The following is a 25,144-nucleotide window of genomic DNA, read 5'->3' as shown; positions in this document are numbered from 1 at the left end:
TCAAATATATCGTACTAAACTTCCAGGTTGACATTTGATTTATAACAAAGCAATTCCTGCTGACGGGTTCACGTTTGTTGCTCAACTTTAAAGCTGATTGCCCCGCAGCAGATTTGCCAAACCGTTATATCAGACAAAAAGCTAAATCTCCTTTCTTTTGCTATATTGGATAGACTAATTACATATCAGATCCATGAATAACCTCGAAAACATAAAAAAGAAAATCAGGCCGGTCCTTAGAAAATACGGCATCAAAAAAGCAGGAATCTTCGGGTCTTCTGCGAGAGGTGAATCTGTGGTAAACGATCTGGATCTGCTCGTCAAAATCGATAAAAAGATGAGCCTGCTTGAATTTATCGGGATTAAACAGGAATTGGAAGACGAACTGGGCATGAAAGTTGATCTTCTGGAATATAAAGCCATTAAGCCAGCCTTGAAAGATGACATTCTGAGGGATGAAGAACCTGTGCTATGAGCAAAAGAAAGCCAGATGTCTATCTTCAGGACATTTTAGAGAGTATTAAACATATCCAGACATTTCTTGATGGTGTTTCTGAAAATGAGTTTTATAAAAATGTAGAAAAACAGGATGCTGTACTCCGAAGACTGGAAATTATTGGGGAAGCTGTAAAGCACCTGCCTGAAGAAATTCGAGAAAATCATCCTGATATCCCCTGGCGTCAGATTGCTGGTATAAGAGACATCATCATACATGAGTATTTTGGTGTTACCCTTGAAATGATTTGGGTTGTGACAACAGAAGATATTTTGGATCTAAAAACAAAAGTTGAAGAGCTTATCAAGTCTAACCATTAATCGAATCGGCCATTAACAAGCGGTTCGTGCGGACGAGATCAGAATTTAAGACCTATAAAAATCTTCTACTCAACGCACAACCGCCAAACCGTTACAAATCTACAGATTTAAGCCATTTGATTTATCTGGCATTTTTTACAAAATATTTTTTTTTTGTAAAAAATGATTTAACACTTGATATGAATGCGCTAAGCTCTATTCTTGTAGGATTTACTGTTATCATAATCGTTAGTTGCCAAACACCAAGAGAAGGTAACTTAAAAATAGAAAATGTCAATGTCGTTAATGTCCGGCAAGGGAGAATTATTGAGTCACAAGATGTAGTAATTCAAGGAAACAAAATTACCTCTATTTCGGAATATCAAAATACTGTGTTTGGAGGTGATGTTATTGACGGTACTGGCAAATATCTGATTCCCGGTTTATGGGACATGCACACTCATATATTTTCAACAAATATAGATTCGTTATCTTATCGAATGAATCTGAGCAACAAACTCATGATTGCCAATGGAGTAACCGGTTTTCGCGAGATGGGGTACACCATAGAAGAAGCTGCAGAAACATTCAGAGAAAAAGTCAGAAACAGGGATTATCTGCCTCAACGGTTTATCTACACAACACAGGCTCTGGATGGTGATCCTCCAGTATGGAACTGGCCCGATGTGGTGAAGGCCATCCAGAATCCTCAGCAGGCAACTGCAGCTATAGATTCAATCATGTCTCATACAAAGGCCGATTTTATAAAGGTGTATTCTGTTCTTTCACCTGAATCATATATGACTATATCAGCTTATTGCCAAAAAAATGATATTGATTTTGCTGGCCACTTCCCAGTTAATACTCCTTTGTCAGCTATTGCACAGTCGGGTATTAAATCACTTGAACATGGTTTTGAACTAATTCCTGCTTATTCCAGCAGGGCAGATTCCTTAGTAGAAGACGGTGAACTTTCCGGTTCCGAATACAGAACTATGTTTGGCGATAACCATGAAGAGTCGGCAAATGATTTTTTTGAATTACTGAGAGAAAACCAGGTATGGATAACTCCAACGCTGACCATTAATCAAGGACTTGCTTTATTTTCATCTTCTGATACTTTAGAAATTGAAGATGAAAGAAAAAAATATGTTGACTGGAAAGAATGGCAAGGACCACCACCCGAAGCTCATTCCTACTATGATGAAGTTTTTAATCTAGTAAAGAAAAGAATTAAACCAGCCCATAGTGCCGGAGTTGGGATACTGGCAGGAACAGATATCGGTTTTTCAAACCCTTTCGTATATGATGGATTTAGTCTACACGAAGAATTGAAAATGTTGGTGGAAGCTGGCCTGACACCAACAGAAGCCCTTAAAACTGCAACACTGAATCCAGCTATTTATATAAATGCAACTGATTCGCTCGGAACCGTGGAAGAAAATAAGTTGGCGGATCTGGTTATTCTAAATCAAAACCCTATAGAAGATATTAGTCACACTAGAAATATTTATGGTGTCCTTAGTAATGGCAATTACTTTGACAGCGTCACACTAAGCAATCTACTTGCTGAAGTCGAGGAATTCTATAACAATTAATATTAAAATCTCTCACTATTCCAAGCTTATAATCATCACATTGAGAGAGGTTTTACCATTTTCGGGCTTTTTAGTTTGTTGTACGTATTTTTATTTAAATCAAAACTTTATCACTTGCAGTTTATATGCAATGTCGTTATTTAATTAAAAAAACAATTAATGTGGCTAAACACTTAATTCTATTTATTATTTCTCTGATTTGGATAAATACACTTCAAGCTCAGCAGCGACCTATCATAGATATGCATGAACACGCCTGGAATGTGGTACAGGCTGGCCCGGAGGCGCCTGAAAATACAACGTACTTAAAAAATCGTCTTTCAACAGCTGATTCACTGAATATTGTTCGTATTGTGGCCAGTGGTCCACATCGTTTTGTTACCTACTGGAAATCCATAGCCGGAGATCGAATGATTTCTGGTGCTTTCTTCCCTTGCATTGATGGTAATCCTCCGAATCAGGGATATGGACCTTGTTTCCCAAATAATCAATCGTTTCCTCATATTAATTGGCTTAGAGAACAATTTGAAACAGGTACATACGAGGTCATGGGTGAGTTGACGAATCCGTATGCAGGTATTCCATATAACGATGAAAGAATGATGCCTTATTTTGAATTAGCAGAAGAATTGGATATTCCGGTGGCTGTTCATCTTCAAGGTGCCCCTCCGCTCACTGCACAAAATTGCTGTCCTGATTTTAGATTGTCGTTTGGAGATCCATTTGAACTGGAAGAAATATTAGTGAAATTCCCAGATCTTCGACTTCACATTATGCATGCGAATATTAAGTGGATACCAACCTTAGTTTTATTACTCCAACAATATCCAAATATTATGGTAGATCTTACCCCTTATCAAGTAGCGATGCCAAGAAAGGGTTTTCATGATCTACTAAGAGAATATAAAATAAACGGACTTATTGATCGAGTAATGTTTGGCACAGATGGAGCACCGTACGAGGTTTCAATAGCTTCTATCGAATCAGCAGATTTTCTAACAGAAGAAGAAAAATCCGGTATTTTTTGTAATAATGCTGCCAAATTTATGGAGCAACCTGGTCTTTGTAAATGATATAACCCGCGCATTAAGGGGACGCACCTCGCCTGGTCTTGCCAACTTTTGGCTTTTTAGCTTCTAGTTCATTATTTAATAAATCAACATTCATCCGTGCGCACCTTATGCGCCATGTCGTTATGTTTCTCTATAAGCACTCTCCTTTTTAAACATTTCTCAGCTTCACCGACAAATTTTTTGCTTGACAATGTTCGCATATATGCTAACTTTGTTTCATGCGCGTTATTAAGTTCTACAGGACTGAATCCGGTAATTGTCCGGTGGAAGATTTTTTGAACGATCTTCCCGATAAACAATCCAAAAAGATTGCCTGGACATTACGTGTGGTTCGGGATCTGGAACAGGTACCAACTCAGTACCTGAAAAAGCTTAAAAGCACGGATGATATTTGGGAAGTTCGTGCAACATTAGGCAACAACACATTTCGGCTTCTCGGTTTCATTGATGGACCGGAGTTAATCGTATTAACCAGTGGATTTGCCAAAAAGTCGAACAAGGTCCCTAAACAGGAAATTGAAATCGCCGAAGAGCGGAAACGTGATTATTACCGGAGGAAAGGACAATGAAAAAGGACGATTTAGAAATTTTTATCGATAAGAAAAAAGCGGAAAGCCTGGAGTTTGCGGAGAATTTCGAAGAAGGATATCTGAACTTTAAAATTGGAGTCATCCTTCGTCAGGCTCGTGAACAGATGGGTGTGACACAAGCTGATGTTGCCGAGAAGTTGAACACCACCAAATCCGTAATTTCCAGGATGGAGAACCATGCTGAGGATATCAAGCTCAGTACCCTTACGAAATATGCAAAAGCCTTAGGCAAGAAGGTTAAGCTCGAAATTCAGTAAATTCAAAACATAACAAGCAATTTCTGCTGACGGGTTTATTTTGGTTGCTCGTCATTTAATTTGAATAACCCGCAGCAGAATTGCCGAACCGTTAACGCACCCTTCTCCATTACACTTCCTTTTTTTCGTTAACTCATTATGTATTAATATTGTACATTAAAGATACGTTTAAAAGAAAACCAAATCGTTATGGCCACAGCGCGAATTGAAATAGACCAAGACATTCAACCGCTTTCCGAATTCCGGAAACACGCAGCGGATTTCATTGACCGAATCAAAAAGCAGAAGCGATCCATTGTTTTAACACAGCACGGAAAAAGTGCGGCTGTTTTAGTGGATGTATCTGAGTATCAGCGTATGGTTGATAAAATCGATTTGATGGAAGAGCTGATTGAAGCGGAACGCCAAATTGCAAGAGGAGAAGTCGTTTCGCATGAAGAAGCTAAAAAACGGATTAAAGAAAACCTGGCTAAGTGGAAATAGTCTGGACCAATCAGGCATTGCACAAGCTAAACAAGTTTGTCGACTACATTGCTAAAGATGATGTAGCAACTGCTGAAAAGTGGGCTTTGAAAGTGATTAAGAAAACTGATCAGCTTATTGAGCAACCCGAGTCAGGGCGGATTGTGCCAGAATATAATGAGCCAACTTTGCGTGAATTGATATTCGGAAACTATAGGGTAATATACCGTATACGTAAAGAAGATAATACGATCTATATTCAGACTGTGTGGCATGTTAGGCAGAATCCACCTAAATCAAGTGCGGGGTTGCGTTAACAAGTGTTTCCTGCGGACCGGTTCCGGTTTCTTGTTTGACTTACAAGTTCATAGCCCGGTCGCAGAAACACCAAGCCGTTATACCAACTATCACTTAAAATCTAGGAGCAAGAATATGAAAAACTTCAAGAGTGCTCTTAAACCCTTCCCAGTTTCACTTGCTTTAGGAGTTCTTGGTGGTGCAGCACTTATTGTAACAACTATTGTTACTACAAAAGGACTTGCCATCTTTATTCCCTATACCGCTCTGATAATAGCAACTTTTGCTGCCCTGCGAGCAGTACAATGGTCTGCTTTCTCTAAGCGATTTACCACATCATTTCTGACATTTATGGTAGCGACTATCATACTGTACCTATTTATCGGAATTTATGACGCAGGCACAATTTTAGACATTCCTATTTGGGGACACATATGGAGACTTGGACTTATGGCTGCCATTGGGGGCGCTCTTAGTTTTTCTGTTGCCTATTTTGCAAACATTGGCAGAAGCCAAATAGTCTAGTAGTTGGTATAACAAGGCGTTTCAAACGGACTCGAACGCGGTTCGGGTCTTTAATTTTAACAACCAGACTCGCCGTTTAAACGCTGAGCCGTTATAGCCCTTCTAAATACTACTATTGTTGCCCATTCGTTGTAATTGTATTACATTGTAATACATTTAATATACTACTATGAATACAACACTTTCTATTCGCATCGACAAAGATCTTGAACAACTTCTTGAGCAGGCCGCTAAACGTACCGGGCGCCCCAAAAGTGAATTGGTTCGGGATGCCCTCAGGCGTCAGTTATCTATCGAATCCTTTCAACAACTGCGTAAAGAACTTTTGCCCTACGGAGAAGCGCAAGGATGGTTAACTGATGAAGATGTTTTCAGGGAAGTTTCGTGAGGATTTTAAATTTGATTTTTATAGTCTCACAGTGCACTCCAATAACGTTATATATCCCATCGCCCAATTCTCAGCCTGGAGTGTATCATGAAAATATTTGCCGATACCAACGTATTGGTCAGCGCATTTACGGCAAGAGGATTGTGTGCGGATCTGCTTGAAATCATACTTGCTGACCATCAATTGATGACAGGAGAATTTGTATTACTAGAGTTACAAAGGGTGCTGACTACAAAACTCAAGGTTCCCAAAAGAAAAGTTTCCGATGTCCTTCAATTTCTTCGAAATCATCACGTTGAACCTATACCTGATAACCCTTCTGAAGTAAAAGTCAGGGATGAAGATGACCGATGGGTATTGGAATCAGCATTAAGAGCAAAAGCAGATATCCTGGTTACCGGAGATAAAGACCTTTTAACTATTTCAAAACAAGTACCACAATTGAGAATTGTAACACCAAGGGAGTTTTGGGAGCTTGTGCAAAAGTGAGTCTGGGCTATAACCAGCGTTTCAACCGGATTTTGCCGCTCAAAGTTGGTAATAAAAAATCTTAAAAGTTGCGGTATCTCTTGCTTTTTCCCAGATTATTAGCCGTAAAAGACAAAACCGCTTAAACGCCAGGCCGTTATGTTTCTCAATAAGCTACTCTCCTAATAAGATATCCCTTCGCCTTTTTCTAAAAATTTTCTACTTGCAGAAGTTCGCATATATGCTAACTTTGAGTTATGCGTGTTATCAAGTTCTACAGGACTGAATTCGGTAACTGTCCGGTGGAAGATTTTTTAAACGATCTTCCAGATAAGCATTCCAAAAAGATTGCCTGGACGTTACGTGTGGTTCGGGATTTGGAACAGGTGCCAACGCAGTACTTGAAAAAGCTCAAAAGCACGGATGACATTTGGGAAGTCCGTGCAACGATTGGCAATAACACATTTCGATTACTCGGTTTCTTTGATGGTCCGATGTTGATTGTATTAACCAGTGGATTTGCCAAGAAAACGAACAAAGTCCCAAAACAAGAAATTGAAACCGCCGAAGAGCGGAAGCGAGATTATTACCGGAGGAAAGGACAATGAAGAAGGACGATTTAGAAATTTTTATTGATAAGAAAAAAGCGGAAAGCCCGGAGTTTGCGGAGAATTTCGAAGAAGGATATCTGAACTTTAAAATTGGTGTCATCCTACGTCAGGCTCGTGAACAGATGGGTGTGACACAAGCTGATGTTGCCGAGAAGTTGAATACCACCAAATCCGTAATTTCCAGGATGGAGAACCATGCTGAGGATATCAAGCTCAGTACCCTTACGAAGTATGCAAAAGCCTTAGGCAAGAAGGTTAAGCTCGAAATTCAGTAAATTCAAAACATAACAAGCAATTTCTGCTGACGGGTTTATTTTGGTTGCTCGTCATTTAATTTGAATAACCCGCAGCAGAATTGCCGAACCGCTATGTGGCTTACCATCTTGCAATATTATCCCTTTTAAGTTAGTTTCAAATTTACACCATAATGAAACTTTAAAGGTTATGCCAAGTATCACAGTTAAAAATATACCAGAACCTCTTTACAAAAAGCTAAAGCAACAGGCAGAAGCGCAACATCGAAGTATGAACAGCGAAATTATAGCCTGTTTGGAGCGAACCGTTGAGCCGATGCGTGTTTCTTCTGATGAAATTCTCCGTCAAGCACGGTTAATGAGAAGGAAAGTGAAAGGAAGCCTGTCTTCTGAAGAAATTCAGGACGCTATTGATCAAGGCAGACCATGATTGTAGTTGACACCAATGTCCTCGCCCACTTTTGGTTACCCTCAGACCATACTGAAATTTGTGAGCAATTATTTCAATGGGATTCGGATTGGGTTGCTCCGGTATTGTGGAAAAGTGAGTTCAGAAATGTTGTTATTCTTTACATGAGAAAAAAACTCATTGATCTGCCGGAAGCATTACAAATCTCTGAGAAAGCAGAAAATCAGATGAAAGAACGAGAATTTCATGTGAACTCAGTTCAGGTTTATGATCTGGCATATAAATCTAATTGCTCTTCCTACGACTGTGAATTCATCAGTCTTGCAGAAGAACTGGATATCAAACTGATAACCATGGACAATCAAATCCTTCGTTCGTTTCCTGGGCGATGTGCTAAACCATTGGATGTGCTTAACTCATAATATTTCCACATAACCAGTGTTTGCTGCTGACCGGTTTCGGCCTTTTGCCCTATTTTTGAGTTGGTCGCCACACAGCAGAAATGCCAAACAGATATAATTAACAGATTCGCCGCTTAGGCACTGAGCCGTTATTGTACTTTTATAAACTAATCACCAACTTTTCATCTTATGAAGAAATATGAATACAAGATCATAGAAATGAAAAATAACGAGAAGCTGTTAAAATCGGGTGCGCCAGAACTCATTAAGATGTTAAATGAAGAAGGAGAAGATGGTTGGCGATTGGTTCAAATTCATTACCCCTTAGCGAAACACCTGAATCTTGGCATACTGAATGTAATTTTTGAACGGGAATTGCACGATTAAGTTTTAGTAAACGAAAATAAGTCCATTAAAAGAGTTTCGTACTGGCCGGGTTTCTTTAGAATGGCTTCCAAGCGGACTCGTTTTGGCTTTGCAACCCTAATTTAAACTACTCGACTCGCCGCTTATACGCTGAGCCGTTAACGAGTTTTTCACTCGAAAACATTCCTCTCATAATTTCTCCACCACTCTTCAATATCTACTTTAGGTTTTCGACATATATATAGCGGGATTCCATTTTCTTCTCCAATAGCGTATTTATGTGTGATAATCTTCACCAATTCCGTCTCCTCAAATACGTGCCCGACTGATCCTTTTTCATTTCCCAGACTTATCCAGACTTCAGCATCCTTATTTCCATAGCCCCACAACCAGAAGCTTCCATGTCTGCTAATTGGATCAGGCAACCCGTATTTATCGCCTAGAATTTTAACCGCACCGGCTTCTCCATAATTTTCTGCCCATATTACAATATCCTCCGGGTTATACTCGCTCAACAGCGATTTATATACACTATCTACCAATTCCACTTGTTCTTCCCAGCCAAACATATCGGCATAATCGCCTGTCAGTTCAATGCGACCTTGTTCATTTTCCTGTTTGTTCATGTATTCAACATAAGTTTCTATAGGCAGGATCGGAGTAGCCTGCGGAATAAAGGGAATGGCTGGGATAAACAGAGCAGCAGCAACTGCGTAATTCCATCCCGGGCGGTTAATGAACCATTTTTCTATTTGAACGGCACCGGCTGCAAACAGAACAGGATACGCCGCAAAGAAATAGTACGCCTTGGACTTCATGACCCACATGGTTATAAAAATCACCGATACGGTTACGCCTACGCTTCGATATTTTTTCATCTTCTCATTCAGGAAGAGCGCGAACAGCCCAATCAAACTAACGGCAAGAGTTAAGGGTAGTTCGAGTTGTGCCAAGCCAAATTCAAACGGACTGATATTGGCAAGCTGCTTTTGGTTCAATACGTCAAGATGCAGAAGAAATGGAATATCATGTTGGATCTGCCACATGAGGTTTGGTAAAAACACTAAAAAAGATATGCCCCCGGCAATGTATAACCATGTTGATTTGTATAGTTCACCACGTTTATAGAATATGAGTCCGACGGTGAGACCTAACCCCCAGACCAGCATCGTATATTTGTTCATCAATCCTAAACCTGCCATCAACCCCATGAGAAGCAGGTGCTCTTTCTTTTTGCTATTAAAGAATTTGATTAATAAATAAAATCCTGCTGTCCAGAAAAACTGATCAAAGGCAACGGGTTGAAAGAGAGTATGATTTCGATAAAAGGGTACAAACGCCAATATGCAAATACCCGATAACAAAACAGCTTTTGATTTTCCGCCCAGTTCTTTTGCTATTAAACAACAGAGGATGAGGATTCCAATTCCTGCAAGCATGGGAAAAAGTCGTGTTCCAACCAGGGAGTAGTCAAAAAGCAGGTAGGATAATTTACCAATCAAGGCAATGAATGGAGGAAATTCAAAATACCCCCAAGCCATGTGTTCGCTTACGGATAGATGAAGAAGTTCATCCCGATGAAAACCATAATTTTGATTCCCGAACCAATGAATGATAAGTTTTAGAAGTGCGAGCACCCCTATGATCGGCAAATATTTTTTAAATCTTATAGCCATCAACAAACGCAAAGCATTACTTTTGGTTTCACTTCATTCCCGAATTTTCAAAAAGTCTATTGTTCCTTCATAATACCTCTGGCCCACCAACAAACGGTTTTTGAACGGTCCCGGCCACTTTTTGGCAGTTCAAAAATAGTTGGTAATAGATAAATTCCGAGCTTTAATTTCAACTTAAACCGGGCAGGCCAAACCGGTTAAATCACTCACCATTATATTGCCGGCTATTAATGGAAATCAGATTTTTTGCTAAAGCGAAAGTGTAGTCAATGAAAATATGCCAGTGTAACAGATAAGCTGCTTACCAATTTCCGTTTAATCTTAAAAAATCAGATAATAGCGATGATGATATTAAACATTGCTGTTTTTCTGATCATTTAAAGGTACGCGTATGACAACCAAGCAGGTATTTAAAAATAAAATATTCCTGATCGGTTTTATAATGCTGGTCATAGGTTCAGGGCCACTTATTGTGACAATGGCAGCTGCGAATCTTGGATTTACAGCTGATCCCAATCCCAATCCTATCGTTTTTGGAATGATGGCAGGTCTCACATTTTGGCCAGGTATTATACTAATGGCCCTTGGTATCTATAATGAAAAGAAATCGTCTTCCGGCAAAGCCTAACTCAATGAAAAGCACACTTCACTCCTCTGACTAATTATAAACCATCTTGATATAAGCTTCCGATAGAAATCCCCTTCCTCGCACAGCTAATTTTGGAGGACGCTAACTTATTTGATGAGACATGGAAATCAGAGAATAGTAAGGCTCCAGCAGAAAATACTGGTCGATGTTAAGAATGAAACATTCGGCCAAATAACACGCGCATTAAATGGGACCCGCCTGGCCGTTGCCTGCTAATTTTGATTAACATTTCAATACCACATTTAAAATTAAGATAGCACTGTTTACACGCCCGTTGTGCGCTGTGTCGCTATATGAAGCCAATCAACAGATGACCAGCCCACTTGGAATATTCTGATGATGAGTATCCAACTTTACTTTCCCTTATTGAAGTGAACGTATTTATTCATTTACTTCAGTGAAAACAAAATCCCGGGGTGTATATTTGAAAATAGAGAAGAAGACCATTTTCGATGCAATCGGCCTGATAGCAATTGTCGGTTCACTCATCTTTGTTGGACTTCAGGTTAGACAGGGAACCATTGCAACCAAAGCTTCTACGGTAGCTCAGCTCAAGGATTCCTGGGTACAGCTCAACCTGATCGAGGCTTCCAATCCTGATTTGGCAAAAGCCTGGCTGGACGTCCGAACGAATGGATTCGAGAACGCTTCACCGGTTTCTCAAAGTTTGGTCAGCGGTTTTATCAGAACACTTATGCATACCTGGTCGAATGCGTATTATCATCATCGAATTGGCACATTAGATGAGGAACAGTGGAACCCCGTCTTAAGGGAAATGCAATTAGTGGCATCAAACAAAATCTATATACGTGTATGGAATAACTGGAAGTTTATCTACGATGAACCCTTCCGGATACGTTTCGATCAGATCATTTCTGAGAATTCTGGTTCGGAAACCTGAACTAAAAGATTAGGCAGATGAGAAAAAAAGTAATACCGGGCATACTCCTGATTGCATTTCTTTGCTCATGTGGAGATAAAGCCCCGGCTGACTCAGATTATTTAGGCAAATTCAACATAGAAACGGATCTCTACTTCGCTCATTTTGACCTGAAAACCGATGTGGATGACGCACATTCTGTAGCTGCCGTGGCAACGATGCTTGCCGATGAACGTTTTGAGAATGTAAGATATCATGCCGTTACGGGAGCCTATGGAATCCAGGGTGGCGAATATGTACCCGCCAATGATCTTTTTGAACTGGCCTTTGGAGAAAGTTGGTCGGATGCTCATACCGATTTCGACCAAGCCCTAGACGAAGTCAGTGCTCTTGCTGCCAACGTGATTCAGAATGGCGGAAAAATCTGGATCGCTGAAGGCGGACAATCGGACTTTTCTGCTGACGTGGTCCGGGAGATGCGAAATCGCCTGCCGGATACAGACATCAAAAACGCTGTGCATATTGTTCAGCATGCCGACTGGAATGAGGAGGTGACAACCGCTGAAGATCTTGCCTTTGTCAGGGATGCTGCATCCTATCATAGAATTCAGGACGGAAATACTGTTGGCAACGGTACACCGGGATTTCGCAGTGATGACGTCATCGATTGGAGGGAAAGCATACAGGATCCGCGGCTGATATCCATCTGGGAAAAGGCAATTGAAATAGCCGATACATACAACGGAGTGGAGGATCGCTATCTGAATGAATCCATCATGAAGGGAGGGCTTGATTTCTCCGACACATCCGAAACCTGCTGGATATTCGGGTTCAACGATCTGGAAGATTCAAATGCATTCTTTGAGGAGTTTTCTGCTATCTGACGGGATAAAAGTGCTTACTATGAGACTATCTCCACTACTTCTACTATGTTACTTACTAAAAGCGGTATGCGTATTGGGACAGGGTAATGTTAAAACGGAAACGGGCTCAAAAAAGCGGGAAACCAACAGATGATTTTTCCCCTTTTAACTCTTGTCATTTTTTTGGCGACCGTCCAAATTGGACTCATGATGGCAAAGTCATGCGCATCAGGGCTTTAAACCAAGAATTATTCAGAATGAACGCTTACAAACAGTAGCAACAAATTACCTGATGTCAGAACAATCTGGATTTAAGAGGAATGTTGGTCTGTTCATGGCCGTGATGATTGGAATCGGGGCCATGATGGGTCCCGGTATTTTTGCTCTTCCAAGTGTGGTTGCCGGTACAGCCGGACCACTCGGTATCCTGGCCTATCTGCTTATGGGTTTACTCACCCTCTTCACAGCGCTCAGCTATAGTGAACTCGGTGCCGCCATACCGCTGGCAGGAGGCGGGTATTCATTTACCAACCGCACCCTCCCCCGGCCCGTAGCTTTTCTGACCGGTTGGTTCTTCTGGATTGGAAATACCCTTGCCTGCTCACTCTATGCCGTTATCTTCGCTTACACCCTGCAGAATTATTTCTTCCCGGATATAAGCGTAATCCTGATTGTTTTAGCCACTACCCTGGTTTTTACCCTGACCAACCTCCGGGGACAGGCCGAAGCGCTGTTTGTGATCACCATCATGAATATTGTGGAATTGGTTGTATTGATCGGTGTGGGAGTACTCGGTGCTTTTTATGTTGAGCCTGCTAATCTGGAACCGTTGGCTCCTATGGGCTATGGTCCTCTGATACCCACAATGGGGCTTATTTATATCTCCTATGTAGGGTTTGATCTTATTACCGTTGCAGCTGAAGAGATCATCGAACCCGCAAAGAATATTCCGCGCGCCATTCTTATCACTTTGCTGACCGGCATCGCCATTTATGTATTGCTGCTCTGGGTAATGATGGGAGTGGTAAACTATACCGATCTGGCCGAGACCAGCACTCCCTTTATATTTGTTTCCGACTTCCTGTTTGGGCCCTGGGGACGATGGGCCGGTATTATTGCTACGATCATGGCCAGTCTCTCTGCCTTTAGTGTAACCCTGGGTGCCGGAGCCAGGGTTCTATTTGCCCTGGGGCGTGACGGATATTTTCCATCCTATTTTGCAAAGCTTCACATAAAATATAAAACCCCTCATATTGCACTGATCGCATGTGCGGTGCTCGTAACCATTCTCGGGGCTACCGGTATCGTAAGTCTGCTGGCATCGGCCAGTAGTTTCGGTTACCTGATAGCCATAGGTATCGTTAATTATGCGGTGATAGCCCTGCATCAAAAAATGCCGAATCTCCGGCGGCCTTTTAAAATTATTTTATATCCGGCTGTGCCCATAATGGGTATCATTTCCTGCTGGTTCTTTGTACCTACCCTCGAGCCGCTAAGTTTAATGCTTGGTGGAGGACTGACGCTTATGGGAGGTATTCTTTATTTATTTCAACCGGCCAACCGCGCCGATCTGCGTGGATTCCCGGAAGTTCTCAAACGTTTAAAAATTAAATTACAAGCTTATTGGAGGCCTTATATGAATGTACTGATTGTTGGCGGAGGTAATCTTGGCAGTAACATTGCCGACCGGTTGCTCAAACAGGATGAATTCAGAATGGTATTTCGTTCATCAGAGTATAAAATCACGTTTATTGAACAAGACAGTGAGCGCTGTGACAGGCTGGGCCAGCGGTATAATGTCCCCATTTTTCAGGGTGATGGCACCAAACAGGAGCTTCTTGAACAGGTTGAACCTCATAAGATGGATGTAGCCATAGCGGCCACCAATGATGATGAGCGCAATTCTATTGTAGCCCTGCAGGCAAAACGTCTTGGAATCAAGCATGTGATCGCCATAGCCAGAGACCCGTCTTATATCACGCTGCTGGAAGATAGCGGGATAGTATGTATCAGTGCACCTTATGCCACCGCCGCCATGGTAGAAAATCACCTGGACCGGCCCAATATCGCTGATCTATTTGAAATTGAAAGCGGTATAGCAAGCCTCATCGACATGAAAATCCAGGAGAATGCATCTGTGGTTGGCAAACTGATCAAGGATATCGATATCCCCGGCCAGTGCGTGGTAGCTGCGGTTATTCGCGATGAAAAGTTTGAAGTACCCCGCGGAAATACCGAGATCAGAGCCGGTGACCACGTGGTATTTGTGGGTCCGGACGAGGCTATACAAGCTGCACATAAAAAGTTTTCGTCAATCTAAAAGAAACTGGCTTGAAAAAAAGGGTATTATCGCCGGCCTGACTTTCCTGCCGGCCGAATTCGTACGCATAGCAGTGCCGGATCTTTGCTATCTTTGCCGTCAATGAATGAAAGATTTAAAACTGTCATCCTGGAGAGCGCCGGAGCTGATTCTATAACGGATCAGCAGATGTTGCAGGAACTTTGGAGCGGCTACGGCAAGATCCTCCGTGTGCGAGTTGCAGGCGGCCAGACCGGAAGTGTGGTAGTTAAGCATATCCAGACGAACGAAACAAAACAGCATCCCAGAGGCTGGAATACGGATATCGGTCACCGGCGCAAGCTAAGATCCTACAAAGTGGAAACCCACTGGTATGAGCGTTACAGCTCCGAAAGTACGGCGCGAGTCCCCCGTTGCCTGGCAGTGGATCACCACGGCGACGACGTGCTGATTGTACTTGAAGACCTGAATGTATCCGGATATCCTCTGCGCAAATCTGAGGTGGGCTGGAAAGAAATCGACCGTGTTCTGAAATGGCTGGCTGATTTTCACTCGGGGTTTTTAGGACAGACTCCTGATGGTTTATGGGAACAGGGAACCTACTGGCACCTGGAAACACGTCCGCAGGAATACAAAGTTCTGAGCGATAAGCGACTGAAAGAAGCTGCGCCTCTCATTGATCAAAAACTGAGGTCCTGTACCTATAAAACCTTTGTTCACGGCGACGCCAAGCTGGCCAATTTCTGTTTTTCAGAACAGGGTGACGTGGCAGCGGTGGATTTCCAGTATGCAGGCGGCGGATGCGGCATGAAAGATGTGGCTTATTTTATCGGGAGTTGCCTGGATGAGGAGGAGTGCGAAGCCCTGGAACAGCAGGTGCTGGATACGTATTTCAAACACCTCCAACGGGCAACCCGAGGCAGAAAAAAGGCTATTGAAGCCGAATGGCGGTCACTGTACCGGGTGGCATGGGCCGACTTCCATCGGTTTTTAAAGGGCTGGAGTCCAGGTCACTGGAAAATCAACAGCTACAGCGAACGAGTAACCGAAGAAGTCATAAGTGAACTTTTAAATGAACCTACTGCCCCTTAAAGATACCGCCATCGATGCTGCTTTTGCTGCAGGACAAATCATCAGGTCCTACATGGAGGAGGAAATCCCTATTGAAGAAAAAGAAGGGGGCACCAATTATGCCTCCCAGGTGGTCACCAAAGTGGACAAGGAGTGTGAAGAGATGATCCTTTCTTACCTGCTTCCCGCCTGCAAAGAATATGACCTGGCCCTTTTAACAGAAGAAACCGAAGACGACGGCAGCCGCTTTGAGAAAGAGTATTTTTGGTGTGTGGATCCGATAGACGGAACCCTGTCTTTTATAAAAAAAGAGCCGGGATTTTCGGTTTCCATTGCGTTGGTCAGCAGAGAGGGAGAGCCGGTGATCGGGGTCATCTACGATCCCAGTACCGAAACACTATATCATGGTGCGAAAGGTCACGGGGTGTATAGAAATGACAAGCCGTGGGAGTTTCCGGCACCGAATGATCATCTTACCCACGTTACGGATAAACCCTTGGAGAATACCTCCCGTCCGGACGATCTGAAGCAACTGCTGCAAGAGAAAGTGGAAGAGCTTGGAGTGTCCGGTATGAGGGTGATACAGGGCGGCGGGTCGGTTCTGAATGCCATCAATGTGCTGAAAAACCCTCCCTCCTGCATGATCAAACACCCCAAAAAAGAAACCGGGGGCGGAAGCCTCTGGGATTTTGCCTCAACAGCCTGTCTGTTTCACGAACTCGGCTGCCGCGCCACCAACTTTGAAGGCGGGCAGCTCGACCTGAACAGAAAGGATAGTACCTTTATGCATCATGAAGGCATTTATTATGAGTGTTTCCGGAACAGGAGCATCGATCCGTAAATGAACCCCCAACTGGAATGGCTTTCTCGCGATTTGGCTGCCTGATTAAATAGAGGTTGAAATTAACGCTTGGGTCCATAGCCGGGTATAACTCCTTACTTTTAATAGCACCGGTTTATCGGAGTATCAGCAACTTTCGGTGACTGTTGCCTGGAATCGTAATAAATTGAGAGGCCATCCGGTAATGGATATGATGCTGCGTCAATGTGTTGCCCGGAAAAAGGGTGCTATTGAGGTCACTCCATCTATCGTCTTTTTTTGGACTGGTATGTGGTGAATACAAACACACGGTGCGGTCTTCGAATTACATGATGAGGATAGCTTATAACGCGATATTTACTGGGTCATTTTTTGATGGCATCATCGTACGGTGAGATACAATTGACCTACATATCGGGTTATCTTGGTTAGGAAACCGCTTGAAGTCAATGGCCGTTAAATTATCTCACATAAAAAAAGCCCCTCCTTAAAAGAGCGGGCTTTTGTTTAATGGGCATAAAAGAATCAATTGATTCTGAGGGTTCCTTCAGGGAAACTGCCTGAGTTGTTGTTCAGCGTATAAACCATCCGATCCGTGGCATTTTCAGGAATCATACCCACAAGCGGTTTTAAAGCAAACGGTGCGGGACTGTCATCAGGAAACGGTTCAATGGATATGACGGCTGTACCACCGGCCAGGTCAATGGGAAACATCACGCCATCGGGTGCATTCATCAGAAAATCTTCCCCGGGAAACGGAGGTCCATTTTCTGGTCCGCTGAATTCAGCGAAAGCATCGGCCTCCGATGTGGAGATAAATGTACCCGTTGTTATCGGTATGCCATCATAGACGGCCCATCCCTCATATCTCCAGCCTTCCGGAAGAATAGGCAAATCAAGACCGGCCATCGGAGACCCGCTGCCAGGATTCAAAAACCAAATACCACTGTTTTCATTTTCATTCACACCATCCGTAGGTGTAGCAAGTATGTATTCGCCGGAAGAGCTGCTAAAACTGCTACCTAATGAGGCCGGGTGCTCCAGATTTAAGACCGCTGATCCATTAGAAATGGAACCTGCAAGATGGTGCGTATCAGCCGGAATATCATCAATGTCCCCGGCCGGTTCAATGGTCAGGACAAAGGCACTTGCTGAGCTGATATCATTGGTTATCGTAAATGTACCGTTGGCAATATCATTTCCATCAAGATCCACAATACTGCCGTTTTCGTTTACATTGAACTTTCCGGTTGTGATTGGGCCATCTTCCAAAATCAGCCAGCCTTCATAATGAAACCCATTCTGAAGGGTTTCAAGACCCATGAATTGCAGTGTCAGTTGTGAGTCAGGACTACCTGAATCCGTGCTGCATGCAGCGAGCCCAAAACCAAGTAGAAGTGTAAATAGTGTGATTCGATTTTTCATGAGATTGTAGTATTAGGTTTAAGATTACGATCTCATTATATCGAGTCACAGTTACAGAGATATCAACCAAGTATCATAAGAGTATAACAATCAGAATGGTAGTCATCCGGGATGTGGCTTAAGGCTGAAGTAAAAGGTAGTGCCTTTGTCAACAATGCTGTCAACAGACAGTGTTGATCCATGAATCTCAATGATTTTTTGAACGATTGAGAGACCCAAACCGGCCCCCGTACCTTTTGAGCGACTGGTATCGGTTTGGTAAAAACGATCGAAGATTCGATTCAGGTTTTCCCTTGATATCCCTTTTCCTGTATCTGATATACTAAGTTGAACATAGCTGCCTTGTTTACGGGTACTCACTGTGACTTTCCCGCCTTCGGGTGTATTTTTAAGTGCATTGTCGATCAGGTTCGTTATCGCCCTCTCCATCAAACCAATATCTGCCTTCACTTTTCCCGGCTCTTTCTCATCATACTCCGCAACCAGGGTTATTCCATTGCTTTTGGCAATCGGTTTGAATTGTAGTACCAGGTCCTGGGTGAGTTCAGCCATTGACACAGGCTCAAGCTTGGGTTCTACGTCTTGCGCATCCAGCCTGGATAAGTCGAACAGATCGGCCACCAGTTTATTCAGCTTTGTTGTATTTCTCAGGATGGTTTCAAAGTAGGTGTTGCGATCTTTTGCACTCAATGTGGAATCCTTTTGATAAATAGTTTCCAGATAGCCCTGTATAGACGCCAGCGGACTCCGTAAATCATGAGATATATTCGCGACCAATTCGCGACGAAGAGAGTCAGTTTTTCGTAACTCCTTCATGTTAGCTAAAATGGTATCCGCCATTTGATCAAAGGAGTTCCCCAGCTGACCTATTTCATCATCAGACTCAGGCCGGATACGTTCATCCAGTTGACCCTGCTCAAAAGCTGCTACAGTTTCACTCATTGTGCGAATGCGGGATGTGAGCCATCGAAAGGCTATTAAACCAACCATAAAAGTGAGAAGCATTGTAAGTGCCAGCCCGATGAACATAGAATTCATAATGTAGCTGTTTTGTATGCTGGCTGCGATACCCTGATAGTTTTCGCCGCCTAAAATCACATAGAGATAGCAGCCCGTTTCATCCATAATCTGAATAGGTGCAACAGAGAACGGCTTTTTTCCGGATTCAGACGTTGGGTCTTGCCCTAACAGAGGAAGCTTTGCGCCATTGAGAAACTCATCGAGCGGTTCTAGGTCAATAACCCTGCGCTTCAGTGTGTCGGCAGAAAGTCTGCTTGGGTAGTAATCTTTAATCATACCATTTCCGCCCAAAAGATAGATATCAACCTGCGGATTGATTCCCTTCAGGTACTGAATGCGGCTTCTGATGCTGTCAGCCTGAATTTCTTCATACAAAAAGGGCTGAAATTCCTTGGCCATTTCACTTGCCAGCTCTCTGTTTACTTTTTGGTAGGTTTCATTCCGAAACTCAATCGACGAGTGGATTCCGATCCATAGAAACAGAATCCCAGTCAGTATCATCAGCGCCATAAATACCAGTGCAATCTTTGCGTAAAAGCTTTCTCGTAAAAATCTCATTATGACAGCTCCCTTCGCTCCGTAAATCGATAGCCCAAGCCCCAAACCGTTTTTATATACTTCGGTTCAGACGGATCTTTTTCAATTTTGGTCCTGAGTCGATTTATATGTGAATTCACCGTATGGCTGTATCCCTCATACTGATATCCCCACACCAAGTCCAACAGGTTATCACGGCTGTATGCCCTGCCCGGGTTTGAGGCAAACAGATAGAGTAGGTCGAATTCTTTCGCTGTCAACTCAATCATCTCTTCTTCGATTGTAATTGATCTTTTATGCGGAAAGATCTTCAGGTTTTCGAATGTAATCACAGATTTTTCGTCAGCCCTGTGCTTCTTTCCGGAGATATCCGATCTGCGCAATAGCGCTTTAACGCGTGCAGTAAGCTCACGAATGCTAAATGGTTTCGTCAGATAATCATCAGCTCCGAATTCCAGCCCCATGATCTTATCAATCTCTTCAGCCTTTGCGGTCAGCATCAGTATGGGCAGCTGCATGTCATGCTTACGGACTTCCTTACAGATGTCAAAACCATCTGTTCCCGGCAGCATGATGTCGAGAATAAGCATGGAATAGCGATTTGACAGGGCTAATTCAAGTGCCTCATTTCCATCATAGGATTGTTCAACATCATAACTCAGATCGGACAGGTGTATGCGGATCAGTTCAGAAATATCCCTATCGTCCTCAATGATCAAAATGGGTTTTTTGGTAGTGGCGACCATTTTTTCGGATTAAATATGATTTTCTAACCCGAATTGTATCATAAATTTATAACATTGAGTTCTCTTTCAGATCAAAACGTTACTTAATGCTTTTCTGAAGCTGATATTTTTAATGACCTGTCAGAGGCTTATCAATTTTCATGATCCTCATTTCCATGAATACTACTGTCGGTGAACAATTAAACGAACGTGTATGGATTTCATTGGTTGAGGCTTCCCGGTTCAGTACTTTAGTTCCATTCTCATGAAAAAGGACAAACAATCTTCAGAAATAGTTTATCGTATCTGTCTAAGGTCACCTGCCGAAAGAGCTTTCACCCTTTTGACAACTGACAGGGGAAGAGAAGCATTTTGGGCTGAGCGTACTGAGCAACACGATAGTGAAATTATATTTCACTTCTCAAATGCTGAGACTCTCCGTTGTCGCATTCTGGAATCCACTCCTCCCCATAGATTCTCACTGACATATTTTAATGACAGTATCGTAACCTTCGATATAAAGAAGCTGCCCACAGAGACCATGCTTCAGATGCGTGAGACCCATCTTTCACCTTCGGACGAATATCAGAATCGTGCGGGCTGGGTATCCGTGCTGTTAAATCTGAAGGCGCAGGCAGATCATGGCATAGACCTTCGAAATCACAATCCTGACTATACGTGGTTAGAAGGTTATATTGACTAACCCTGCGTTATAAAATTGACTTATAGCCCAATTTAGTAAATACATTGCCCGCTCCCTTTATGTGCTTGAGTTTAAATCCTGTCAAGAACATCCTATTGGTTATATTGAACACATGAAAGCAATCCTCCTTAATGAATACGGCCCTCCGAAAACTCTTGAAATCGGAGAAGCAGCAAAACCGGTTCCTAAAGACGGTGAAGTATTGGTAAAAATTCACTCTACAGCTATTAATGACTGGGACTGGGGGATTGTCAGGGGAAACCCATTTATCATTCGGATGTTTTTTGGTCTGTGGAAGCCAAAAGTGCGTATTCCCGGGATAGAGATTTCAGGAACAGTCGAAGAGGTGGATGACAATGTGAGTTCATTTACGGTTGGCGTCGAGGTCTACTGCGATTTGTCGGACAATGTTTTCGGAGGATTTGCCGAATACGTATGCATTCCGGAAAAAAGTTTGTACCAGAAGCCTGCAAACATCAGTCACCTGGAAGCTTCTGCCCTGCCCCATGCAGGGCTTCTGGTTTTACAGAGTCTTGATATAAAGGGAGAGGTAAAACCCGGACAACGTGTACTGATCAACGGAGCCGGAGGTGGTGTGGGTACGCTGGGAGTTCAAATTCTGAAACCGTACGGAGTAACGATGACCGGCGTTGACAGCGGGGAAAAACTGGAACTGATGAAATCGATGGGATATGATCATGTGATGGATTATAAAAAAACGGACTTTACGACTACCGGAGAAAAGTACGACTTTATCCTCGATACAAAGTCGAACCGATCCGTTTTTAAATACGCGCGCTCACTCAAAAAAGGAGGGACCTATGTCACGGTTGGCGGGGTGATGTACAGAATTTTTCAAATCGCATTGCTCGGCTGGCTGATTAAACTCTTTACCGGCAAGAAGCTGAGTGTGTTGGGTCTTCAGCCCAACCAGGGCCTGGAACGGATTTCTGAGCTTGCGGAAAAGGGACAACTGAAACCGGTGATAGAGGGCCCCTATGCATTCGATGAAATCCCGGAATTGATTCAATATTTCGGAGAGGCCAGGCATAAAGGAAAGGTCGTCGTGGATATTGAAACATAGCCAGGTAGCACATGCATATGACTGTTAAATGAGTTCTTCGATTTGTCAATGCTACTTTTCAAGAACAGAAACATCCCGATGTGTAAGAAGGTTGGTTTCACTTCCAGCTTGTCATTTTTGATTAATCGGTTAAATTATTCAAAAGCGTGTCAAGGCTTATGACCCAAACAGCCCGGTAACAAAAAACGATACTATGAAAATTAAAGTTGTAGGAATACCTGTACAGGATCAGGAAAGAGCGCTGACATTTTATACAGAGAAACTGGGGTTCGTTAAAAAGCAGGATATTCCGCTGGGTGAGGGAAACCGATGGCTTACCGTCGTATCCGCAGAAGAACCTGATGGCCCTGAGTTACTTCTGGAACCCGCTCCCAACCATTTTGAACCCGCAAAAGTCTATCAGAACGCCGTAAAAGAAGCCGGCATGCCGTATACCCAATTCAGGGTGGATGATGTTCAGAAAGAGTATGAGCGGTTATCTGGAAATGGAGTCGAATTCAGCATGAAGCCTACGGATATGGGTACGTCGAAAGTGGCCATTTTCGATGACACCTGTGGAAACAACATGATGATTGTTGAGATGGTGTAAAGAAAAGTTTCCCCTGCTGGCTGGTAACCCTTCAGGATTTTTTGTCTTCACAGCCGATTGGCTTATCATCTAAAATCACTATTTACATTGTCTGATTCTTATGCAGGATTATGGATACGGGTCAAGGCATTTGCAGCCGATTACCTTGTCATCACTCTGTATATTGTTTTTCTGATCGCTGTCAGCCTTCTTCTTTAGTCCATTGATGCCGGAATGCTGCAGCCGCTTTTCGGAAATGCATTTATAGCTCAGTTATCGGGGTTTGCTTTGATCACACTGCCGGTTACCCTCTATTTTGCGCTTTCAGAATCCTCATTACACCGGGCAACCTGGGGAAAGCGCTGGCAGGGAATCAGCGTCGTACACCAATATGGTGAAAGGTTGGGCTTATTTCGATCCCTGGGCCGGACAGCCTTAAAATTCATCCCCTGGGAAATGGCTCATACCTGCATTTGGCAAATGAATTTTGACAGCGGAGAACCCGGAATATTAATACTGACGGGATTTATTCTAGTTTGGGTGCTTGCAGGTATTTACTTACTTACTCTTATAATCAGTCCAAAGAACCAAACACTTTATGACAAGCTTGCAAATACAACGGTAATACGCAGCTGAACCTTAAGGAATTCCCTTCCATCTCAAACCCACGTACAAACATTTCATTCATTGATAACTTAGATATATAGTCAGTTACATAATTTATTATGAAAAAACTGTTTGTACTGCCCCTCTTATTTCTTGCTGCTTTAGTCAATGCCCGGGATTTCGAAGAAAAGCCCATTGATGAGTTCCCGGAACTGGATCAGTTTGATTCGGTTATGGCTTTTCAGGATTATATTGATGAGTATCAGCAGATTATGATGGCAGCGTATAAAAACTTTATCGAGTTCTACCCCTTTCCCACCACGATGGCAGTGTTTACCGATGAACTGAGTGATTTCAAGCAGGGTAAGGGGTCCGTTCAGTTATCGCCGGACAAACCCCTTCCCAGAGACCTGATAATTCGGATGGTGAAGTTCAGAAGAGATGAGTTACTGAAAGATAAAGCACGAGGTTCATTCTGAAAACACGTCTTCTGATTCTGATTTTTACTATTTGTCTTCTGCCTCTTCTTATCGGCATCGAGAGTCTGCTGCTGATTGATCTGCCCGGCGGCCTCCCGCTTGGGACTCTTCTGGCTGCAATAGCCCTGATAGCCGGTTCCGCTATCCCGATGGTCCAAAACCGTACCGGTTCCGTCATTTGGTGGATTGGTTTGATTATTCTCGTTGCAGCTATTCTATGGCTGCCATTGGGTATTTATCTATCGGGTAATGCTGCTCTTAATTTCGTTCAGGATGCATCCGATTCCCTTTTCTTCTGGCGTTTTACCACGGGTTTGGCAGTTCTTGTTCTTGCAGCTCTAGGATGGACAGCAGTTGCGATTGTCAAGAGGCAATTCAAAAAGGACAAATCGTAGATATGTACCACACACTCACAATTTGCAGACTGTTACTCTGGAAAAACACCTAATAGACCCATTAAGTGCAACCAAGCCAGAAGCTGTTCGTAGTACACTATATGAAAAAGCAAAAAACTAAAAATATTGCGATTGGTGCAGGTCTGGGAATCATATTAGGAGCAGTAGTAGGGAGCGCTGCGTTCGGCCTTGTACTCGGAGCTGCTGTAGGAGCTTTTGCGGGACCCAGGATCCGGAAAAAGCTTGCTTCCAGGTCTTATTATTAAGCTTTTACTGAAACATACTCAGAGGCCAAAAAAACACTCAATCTGGCGTGGCAAGAGCAAATTCGGCAGAACTCCGAGGGGAATCCCTCTATTGGAGTCTTAGCTTCTGAAGATACTAATCCGATAGGCATGGCTGTTGGCCTGCATGAACAGGCTGACAAGCCCGAAGATCGTCTGGCAGCAATGTGGATTTCTCCGGATTTTCGGGGCAAAGGAATCGCAACATCGCTGATTCAAAAGATTGCAGAATGGGCAGGTGAATCAGGATGCGAAGCATTGGTTACCTGCGTCAATCAAAAGAATTCACATACAAAAGTCTTTTACACCAAACTTGGATTTAAGCAGGTTACGGATCAAGCATGCGATGAAATTGATCTTAGGTTACTTCTCAGGTAATGCATCTCTACACTCCCCTATTACCCAGGTTCATCCATATCATAGTAACATTAACCAGTGTTCACCTTAAGCACGGGGCCTTGATAGCCGCTTTATCAACACCTTATCTCTTTTGCTTTCAAGACCTATACCTAAACATATGACCCGGAATACGCAAGAATGTCATATCGAAAAACCTCTAAATACCT

At 43.0% G+C, this 25,144-nt stretch carries 33 protein-coding genes and 1 pseudogene; 30 read left to right on the top strand and 4 right to left on the bottom strand.

Annotation, left to right across the window (positions count from 1 at the left end):
* The first annotated feature begins 193 nt into the window (after positions 1 to 193).
* The 16 genes from DDZ15_RS12805 (at position 194) to DDZ15_RS12730 (ending at position 8,515) form a co-directional block, all read left to right on the top strand.
* Positions 194 to 475, top strand: coding sequence for a nucleotidyltransferase family protein (locus tag DDZ15_RS12805; protein ID WP_109647493.1), 282 nt, complete (start codon positions 194 to 196; stop codon positions 473 to 475).
* The gene (locus tag DDZ15_RS12800) at positions 472 to 816 is read left to right on the top strand and encodes a HepT-like ribonuclease domain-containing protein (protein WP_109647492.1); all 345 of its coding nucleotides are present in this window, start codon (positions 472 to 474) and stop codon (positions 814 to 816) included. The genes DDZ15_RS12805 and DDZ15_RS12800 overlap by 4 nt, the downstream gene beginning before the upstream one ends.
* Before the next feature lie 26 nt (positions 817 to 842).
* On the top strand, positions 843 to 2,393 hold the full coding sequence (locus tag DDZ15_RS12795) for an amidohydrolase family protein (protein ID WP_146198584.1): 1,551 nt from the start codon (positions 843 to 845) through the stop codon (positions 2,391 to 2,393).
* A gap of 161 nt (positions 2,394 to 2,554) precedes the next feature.
* The gene (locus DDZ15_RS12790) at positions 2,555 to 3,466 is read left to right on the top strand and encodes an amidohydrolase family protein (protein ID WP_158278714.1); all 912 of its coding nucleotides are present in this window, start codon (positions 2,555 to 2,557) and stop codon (positions 3,464 to 3,466) included.
* A 263-nt stretch (positions 3,467 to 3,729) separates the two neighbouring features.
* Positions 3,730 to 4,035, top strand: a complete 306-nt coding sequence (locus DDZ15_RS12785) for a type II toxin-antitoxin system RelE/ParE family toxin (RefSeq protein ID WP_242979019.1) — start codon at positions 3,730 to 3,732, stop codon at positions 4,033 to 4,035.
* Positions 4,032 to 4,313, top strand: coding sequence for a helix-turn-helix domain-containing protein (locus DDZ15_RS12780; protein WP_109647488.1), 282 nt, complete (start codon positions 4,032 to 4,034; stop codon positions 4,311 to 4,313). Before DDZ15_RS12785 ends, DDZ15_RS12780 begins: the two co-directional genes overlap by 4 nt.
* Before the next feature lie 189 nt (positions 4,314 to 4,502).
* The gene (locus tag DDZ15_RS12775) at positions 4,503 to 4,796 is read left to right on the top strand and encodes a type II toxin-antitoxin system Phd/YefM family antitoxin (protein ID WP_109647487.1); all 294 of its coding nucleotides are present in this window, start codon (positions 4,503 to 4,505) and stop codon (positions 4,794 to 4,796) included.
* Positions 4,787 to 5,092, top strand: coding sequence for a type II toxin-antitoxin system RelE/ParE family toxin (locus DDZ15_RS12770; RefSeq protein WP_109647486.1), 306 nt, complete (start codon positions 4,787 to 4,789; stop codon positions 5,090 to 5,092). The genes DDZ15_RS12775 and DDZ15_RS12770 overlap by 10 nt, the downstream gene beginning before the upstream one ends.
* 115 nt (positions 5,093 to 5,207) lie before the next feature.
* A complete protein-coding gene (locus DDZ15_RS12765; protein WP_109647485.1) occupies positions 5,208 to 5,597 on the top strand; it encodes a hypothetical protein in 390 nt (129 codons plus the stop codon).
* 169 nt (positions 5,598 to 5,766) lie between these two features.
* Entirely contained in the window at positions 5,767 to 5,985 is a 219-nt protein-coding gene (locus tag DDZ15_RS12760; RefSeq protein ID WP_109647484.1) for a ribbon-helix-helix protein, CopG family, read from the top strand.
* 87 nt (positions 5,986 to 6,072) lie between these two features.
* Positions 6,073 to 6,474, top strand: coding sequence for a putative toxin-antitoxin system toxin component, PIN family (locus tag DDZ15_RS12755; protein ID WP_109647483.1), 402 nt, complete (start codon positions 6,073 to 6,075; stop codon positions 6,472 to 6,474).
* Between the two features lie 281 nt (positions 6,475 to 6,755).
* Positions 6,756 to 7,061 (top strand): type II toxin-antitoxin system RelE/ParE family toxin, encoded by a 306-nt coding sequence (locus DDZ15_RS12750; RefSeq protein WP_242979017.1) that lies wholly within the window; start codon positions 6,756 to 6,758, stop codon positions 7,059 to 7,061.
* On the top strand, positions 7,058 to 7,339 hold the full coding sequence (locus tag DDZ15_RS12745) for a helix-turn-helix domain-containing protein (RefSeq protein WP_109647481.1): 282 nt from the start codon (positions 7,058 to 7,060) through the stop codon (positions 7,337 to 7,339). The genes DDZ15_RS12750 and DDZ15_RS12745 overlap by 4 nt, the downstream gene beginning before the upstream one ends.
* Positions 7,340 to 7,508: 169 nt before the next feature.
* Positions 7,509 to 7,748 carry a FitA-like ribbon-helix-helix domain-containing protein gene (locus DDZ15_RS12740; protein ID WP_109647480.1) on the top strand — a complete coding sequence of 80 codons (240 nt, stop codon included), beginning with the start codon at positions 7,509 to 7,511 and terminating at the stop codon, positions 7,746 to 7,748.
* Positions 7,745 to 8,149 (top strand): type II toxin-antitoxin system VapC family toxin, encoded by a 405-nt coding sequence (locus DDZ15_RS12735; protein ID WP_109647479.1) that lies wholly within the window; start codon positions 7,745 to 7,747, stop codon positions 8,147 to 8,149. The genes DDZ15_RS12740 and DDZ15_RS12735 overlap by 4 nt, the downstream gene beginning before the upstream one ends.
* A 168-nt stretch (positions 8,150 to 8,317) precedes the next feature.
* Entirely contained in the window at positions 8,318 to 8,515 is a 198-nt protein-coding gene (locus DDZ15_RS12730) for a DUF4177 domain-containing protein (protein ID WP_109647478.1), read from the top strand.
* Positions 8,516 to 8,664: 149 nt separating this feature from the next.
* On the opposite strand, the gene DDZ15_RS12725 is transcribed toward DDZ15_RS12730, so the two are convergent.
* A complete protein-coding gene (locus DDZ15_RS12725; protein ID WP_109647477.1) occupies positions 8,665 to 10,170 on the bottom strand; it encodes an ArnT family glycosyltransferase in 1,506 nt (501 codons plus the stop codon).
* A 391-nt stretch (positions 10,171 to 10,561) separates the two neighbouring features.
* On the opposite strand from DDZ15_RS12725, the gene DDZ15_RS12720 reads away from it, so the two are divergent.
* From DDZ15_RS12720 to DDZ15_RS12695, 6 genes are all read left to right on the top strand, one after another.
* Complete coding sequence (locus DDZ15_RS12720) at positions 10,562 to 10,798, top strand: hypothetical protein (protein WP_109647476.1); 237 nt, start codon at positions 10,562 to 10,564, stop codon at positions 10,796 to 10,798.
* 418 nt (positions 10,799 to 11,216) lie between these two features.
* The gene (locus DDZ15_RS12715) at positions 11,217 to 11,720 is read left to right on the top strand and encodes a hypothetical protein (protein WP_146198583.1); all 504 of its coding nucleotides are present in this window, start codon (positions 11,217 to 11,219) and stop codon (positions 11,718 to 11,720) included.
* A gap of 17 nt (positions 11,721 to 11,737) precedes the next feature.
* Positions 11,738 to 12,583 (top strand): hypothetical protein, encoded by an 846-nt coding sequence (locus DDZ15_RS12710; protein ID WP_109647474.1) that lies wholly within the window; start codon positions 11,738 to 11,740, stop codon positions 12,581 to 12,583.
* A 271-nt stretch (positions 12,584 to 12,854) separates the two neighbouring features.
* The gene (locus DDZ15_RS12705) at positions 12,855 to 14,882 is read left to right on the top strand and encodes an amino acid permease (RefSeq protein ID WP_109647473.1); all 2,028 of its coding nucleotides are present in this window, start codon (positions 12,855 to 12,857) and stop codon (positions 14,880 to 14,882) included.
* A gap of 102 nt (positions 14,883 to 14,984) precedes the next feature.
* The gene (locus DDZ15_RS12700; protein ID WP_109647472.1) at positions 14,985 to 15,953 is read left to right on the top strand and encodes a phosphotransferase; all 969 of its coding nucleotides are present in this window, start codon (positions 14,985 to 14,987) and stop codon (positions 15,951 to 15,953) included.
* Complete coding sequence (locus DDZ15_RS12695; protein WP_109647471.1) at positions 15,934 to 16,773, top strand: inositol monophosphatase family protein; 840 nt, start codon at positions 15,934 to 15,936, stop codon at positions 16,771 to 16,773. Before DDZ15_RS12700 ends, DDZ15_RS12695 begins: the two co-directional genes overlap by 20 nt.
* Positions 16,774 to 17,277: 504 nt before the next feature.
* On the opposite strand, the gene DDZ15_RS12690 is transcribed toward DDZ15_RS12695, so the two are convergent.
* The 3 genes from DDZ15_RS12690 to DDZ15_RS12680 all read right to left on the bottom strand — a co-directional run bounded on the left by DDZ15_RS12690 (position 17,278) and on the right by DDZ15_RS12680 (position 20,480).
* A complete protein-coding gene (locus DDZ15_RS12690; RefSeq protein ID WP_146198582.1) occupies positions 17,278 to 18,177 on the bottom strand; it encodes a hypothetical protein in 900 nt (299 codons plus the stop codon).
* A 102-nt stretch (positions 18,178 to 18,279) separates the two neighbouring features.
* The gene (locus DDZ15_RS12685; protein WP_109647469.1) at positions 18,280 to 19,755 is read right to left on the bottom strand and encodes a sensor histidine kinase; all 1,476 of its coding nucleotides are present in this window, start codon (positions 19,753 to 19,755) and stop codon (positions 18,280 to 18,282) included.
* Positions 19,755 to 20,480 carry a response regulator transcription factor gene (locus DDZ15_RS12680; protein WP_109647468.1) on the bottom strand — a complete coding sequence of 242 codons (726 nt, stop codon included), beginning with the start codon at positions 20,478 to 20,480 and terminating at the stop codon, positions 19,755 to 19,757. The genes DDZ15_RS12685 and DDZ15_RS12680 overlap by 1 nt, the downstream gene beginning before the upstream one ends.
* Before the next feature lie 244 nt (positions 20,481 to 20,724).
* Between DDZ15_RS12680 and DDZ15_RS12675 the strand changes: the two genes are divergently transcribed.
* From DDZ15_RS12675 to DDZ15_RS12645, 8 genes and pseudogenes are all read left to right on the top strand, one after another.
* The gene (locus DDZ15_RS12675; RefSeq protein WP_109647467.1) at positions 20,725 to 21,162 is read left to right on the top strand and encodes an SRPBCC family protein; all 438 of its coding nucleotides are present in this window, start codon (positions 20,725 to 20,727) and stop codon (positions 21,160 to 21,162) included.
* Between the two features lie 112 nt (positions 21,163 to 21,274).
* A complete protein-coding gene (locus tag DDZ15_RS12670; RefSeq protein WP_109647466.1) occupies positions 21,275 to 22,246 on the top strand; it encodes an NAD(P)-dependent alcohol dehydrogenase in 972 nt (323 codons plus the stop codon).
* A gap of 193 nt (positions 22,247 to 22,439) precedes the next feature.
* On the top strand, positions 22,440 to 22,835 hold the full coding sequence (locus tag DDZ15_RS12665; RefSeq protein ID WP_109647465.1) for a VOC family protein: 396 nt from the start codon (positions 22,440 to 22,442) through the stop codon (positions 22,833 to 22,835).
* A gap of 213 nt (positions 22,836 to 23,048) precedes the next feature.
* Positions 23,049 to 23,450, top strand: coding sequence for an RDD family protein (locus DDZ15_RS17080; RefSeq protein ID WP_109647464.1), 402 nt, complete (start codon positions 23,049 to 23,051; stop codon positions 23,448 to 23,450).
* An 89-nt stretch (positions 23,451 to 23,539) separates the two neighbouring features.
* Positions 23,540 to 23,899: an iron chaperone gene (locus DDZ15_RS12655; RefSeq protein WP_109647463.1), complete on the top strand. Its 360-nt coding sequence runs from the start codon at positions 23,540 to 23,542 to the stop codon at positions 23,897 to 23,899.
* 149 nt (positions 23,900 to 24,048) lie between these two features.
* Positions 24,049 to 24,294: a hypothetical protein gene (locus DDZ15_RS12650; protein ID WP_109647462.1), complete on the top strand. Its 246-nt coding sequence runs from the start codon at positions 24,049 to 24,051 to the stop codon at positions 24,292 to 24,294.
* A 101-nt stretch (positions 24,295 to 24,395) separates the two neighbouring features.
* Positions 24,396 to 24,560 carry a glycine zipper domain-containing protein gene (locus DDZ15_RS16755; RefSeq protein ID WP_158278712.1) on the top strand — a complete coding sequence of 55 codons (165 nt, stop codon included), beginning with the start codon at positions 24,396 to 24,398 and terminating at the stop codon, positions 24,558 to 24,560.
* Positions 24,561 to 24,593: 33 nt separating this feature from the next.
* A pseudogene (locus tag DDZ15_RS12645) lies at positions 24,594 to 24,956 on the top strand (GNAT family N-acetyltransferase); the annotation flags it as partial.
* Positions 24,957 to 25,144: the final 188 nt, after the last annotated feature.

It is taken from the genome of Rhodohalobacter mucosus (assembly GCF_003150675.1).
Classification (GTDB): domain Bacteria; phylum Bacteroidota; class Rhodothermia; order Balneolales; family Balneolaceae; genus Rhodohalobacter; species Rhodohalobacter mucosus.
This window is presented reverse-complemented; position numbering and strand designations above follow the sequence as displayed.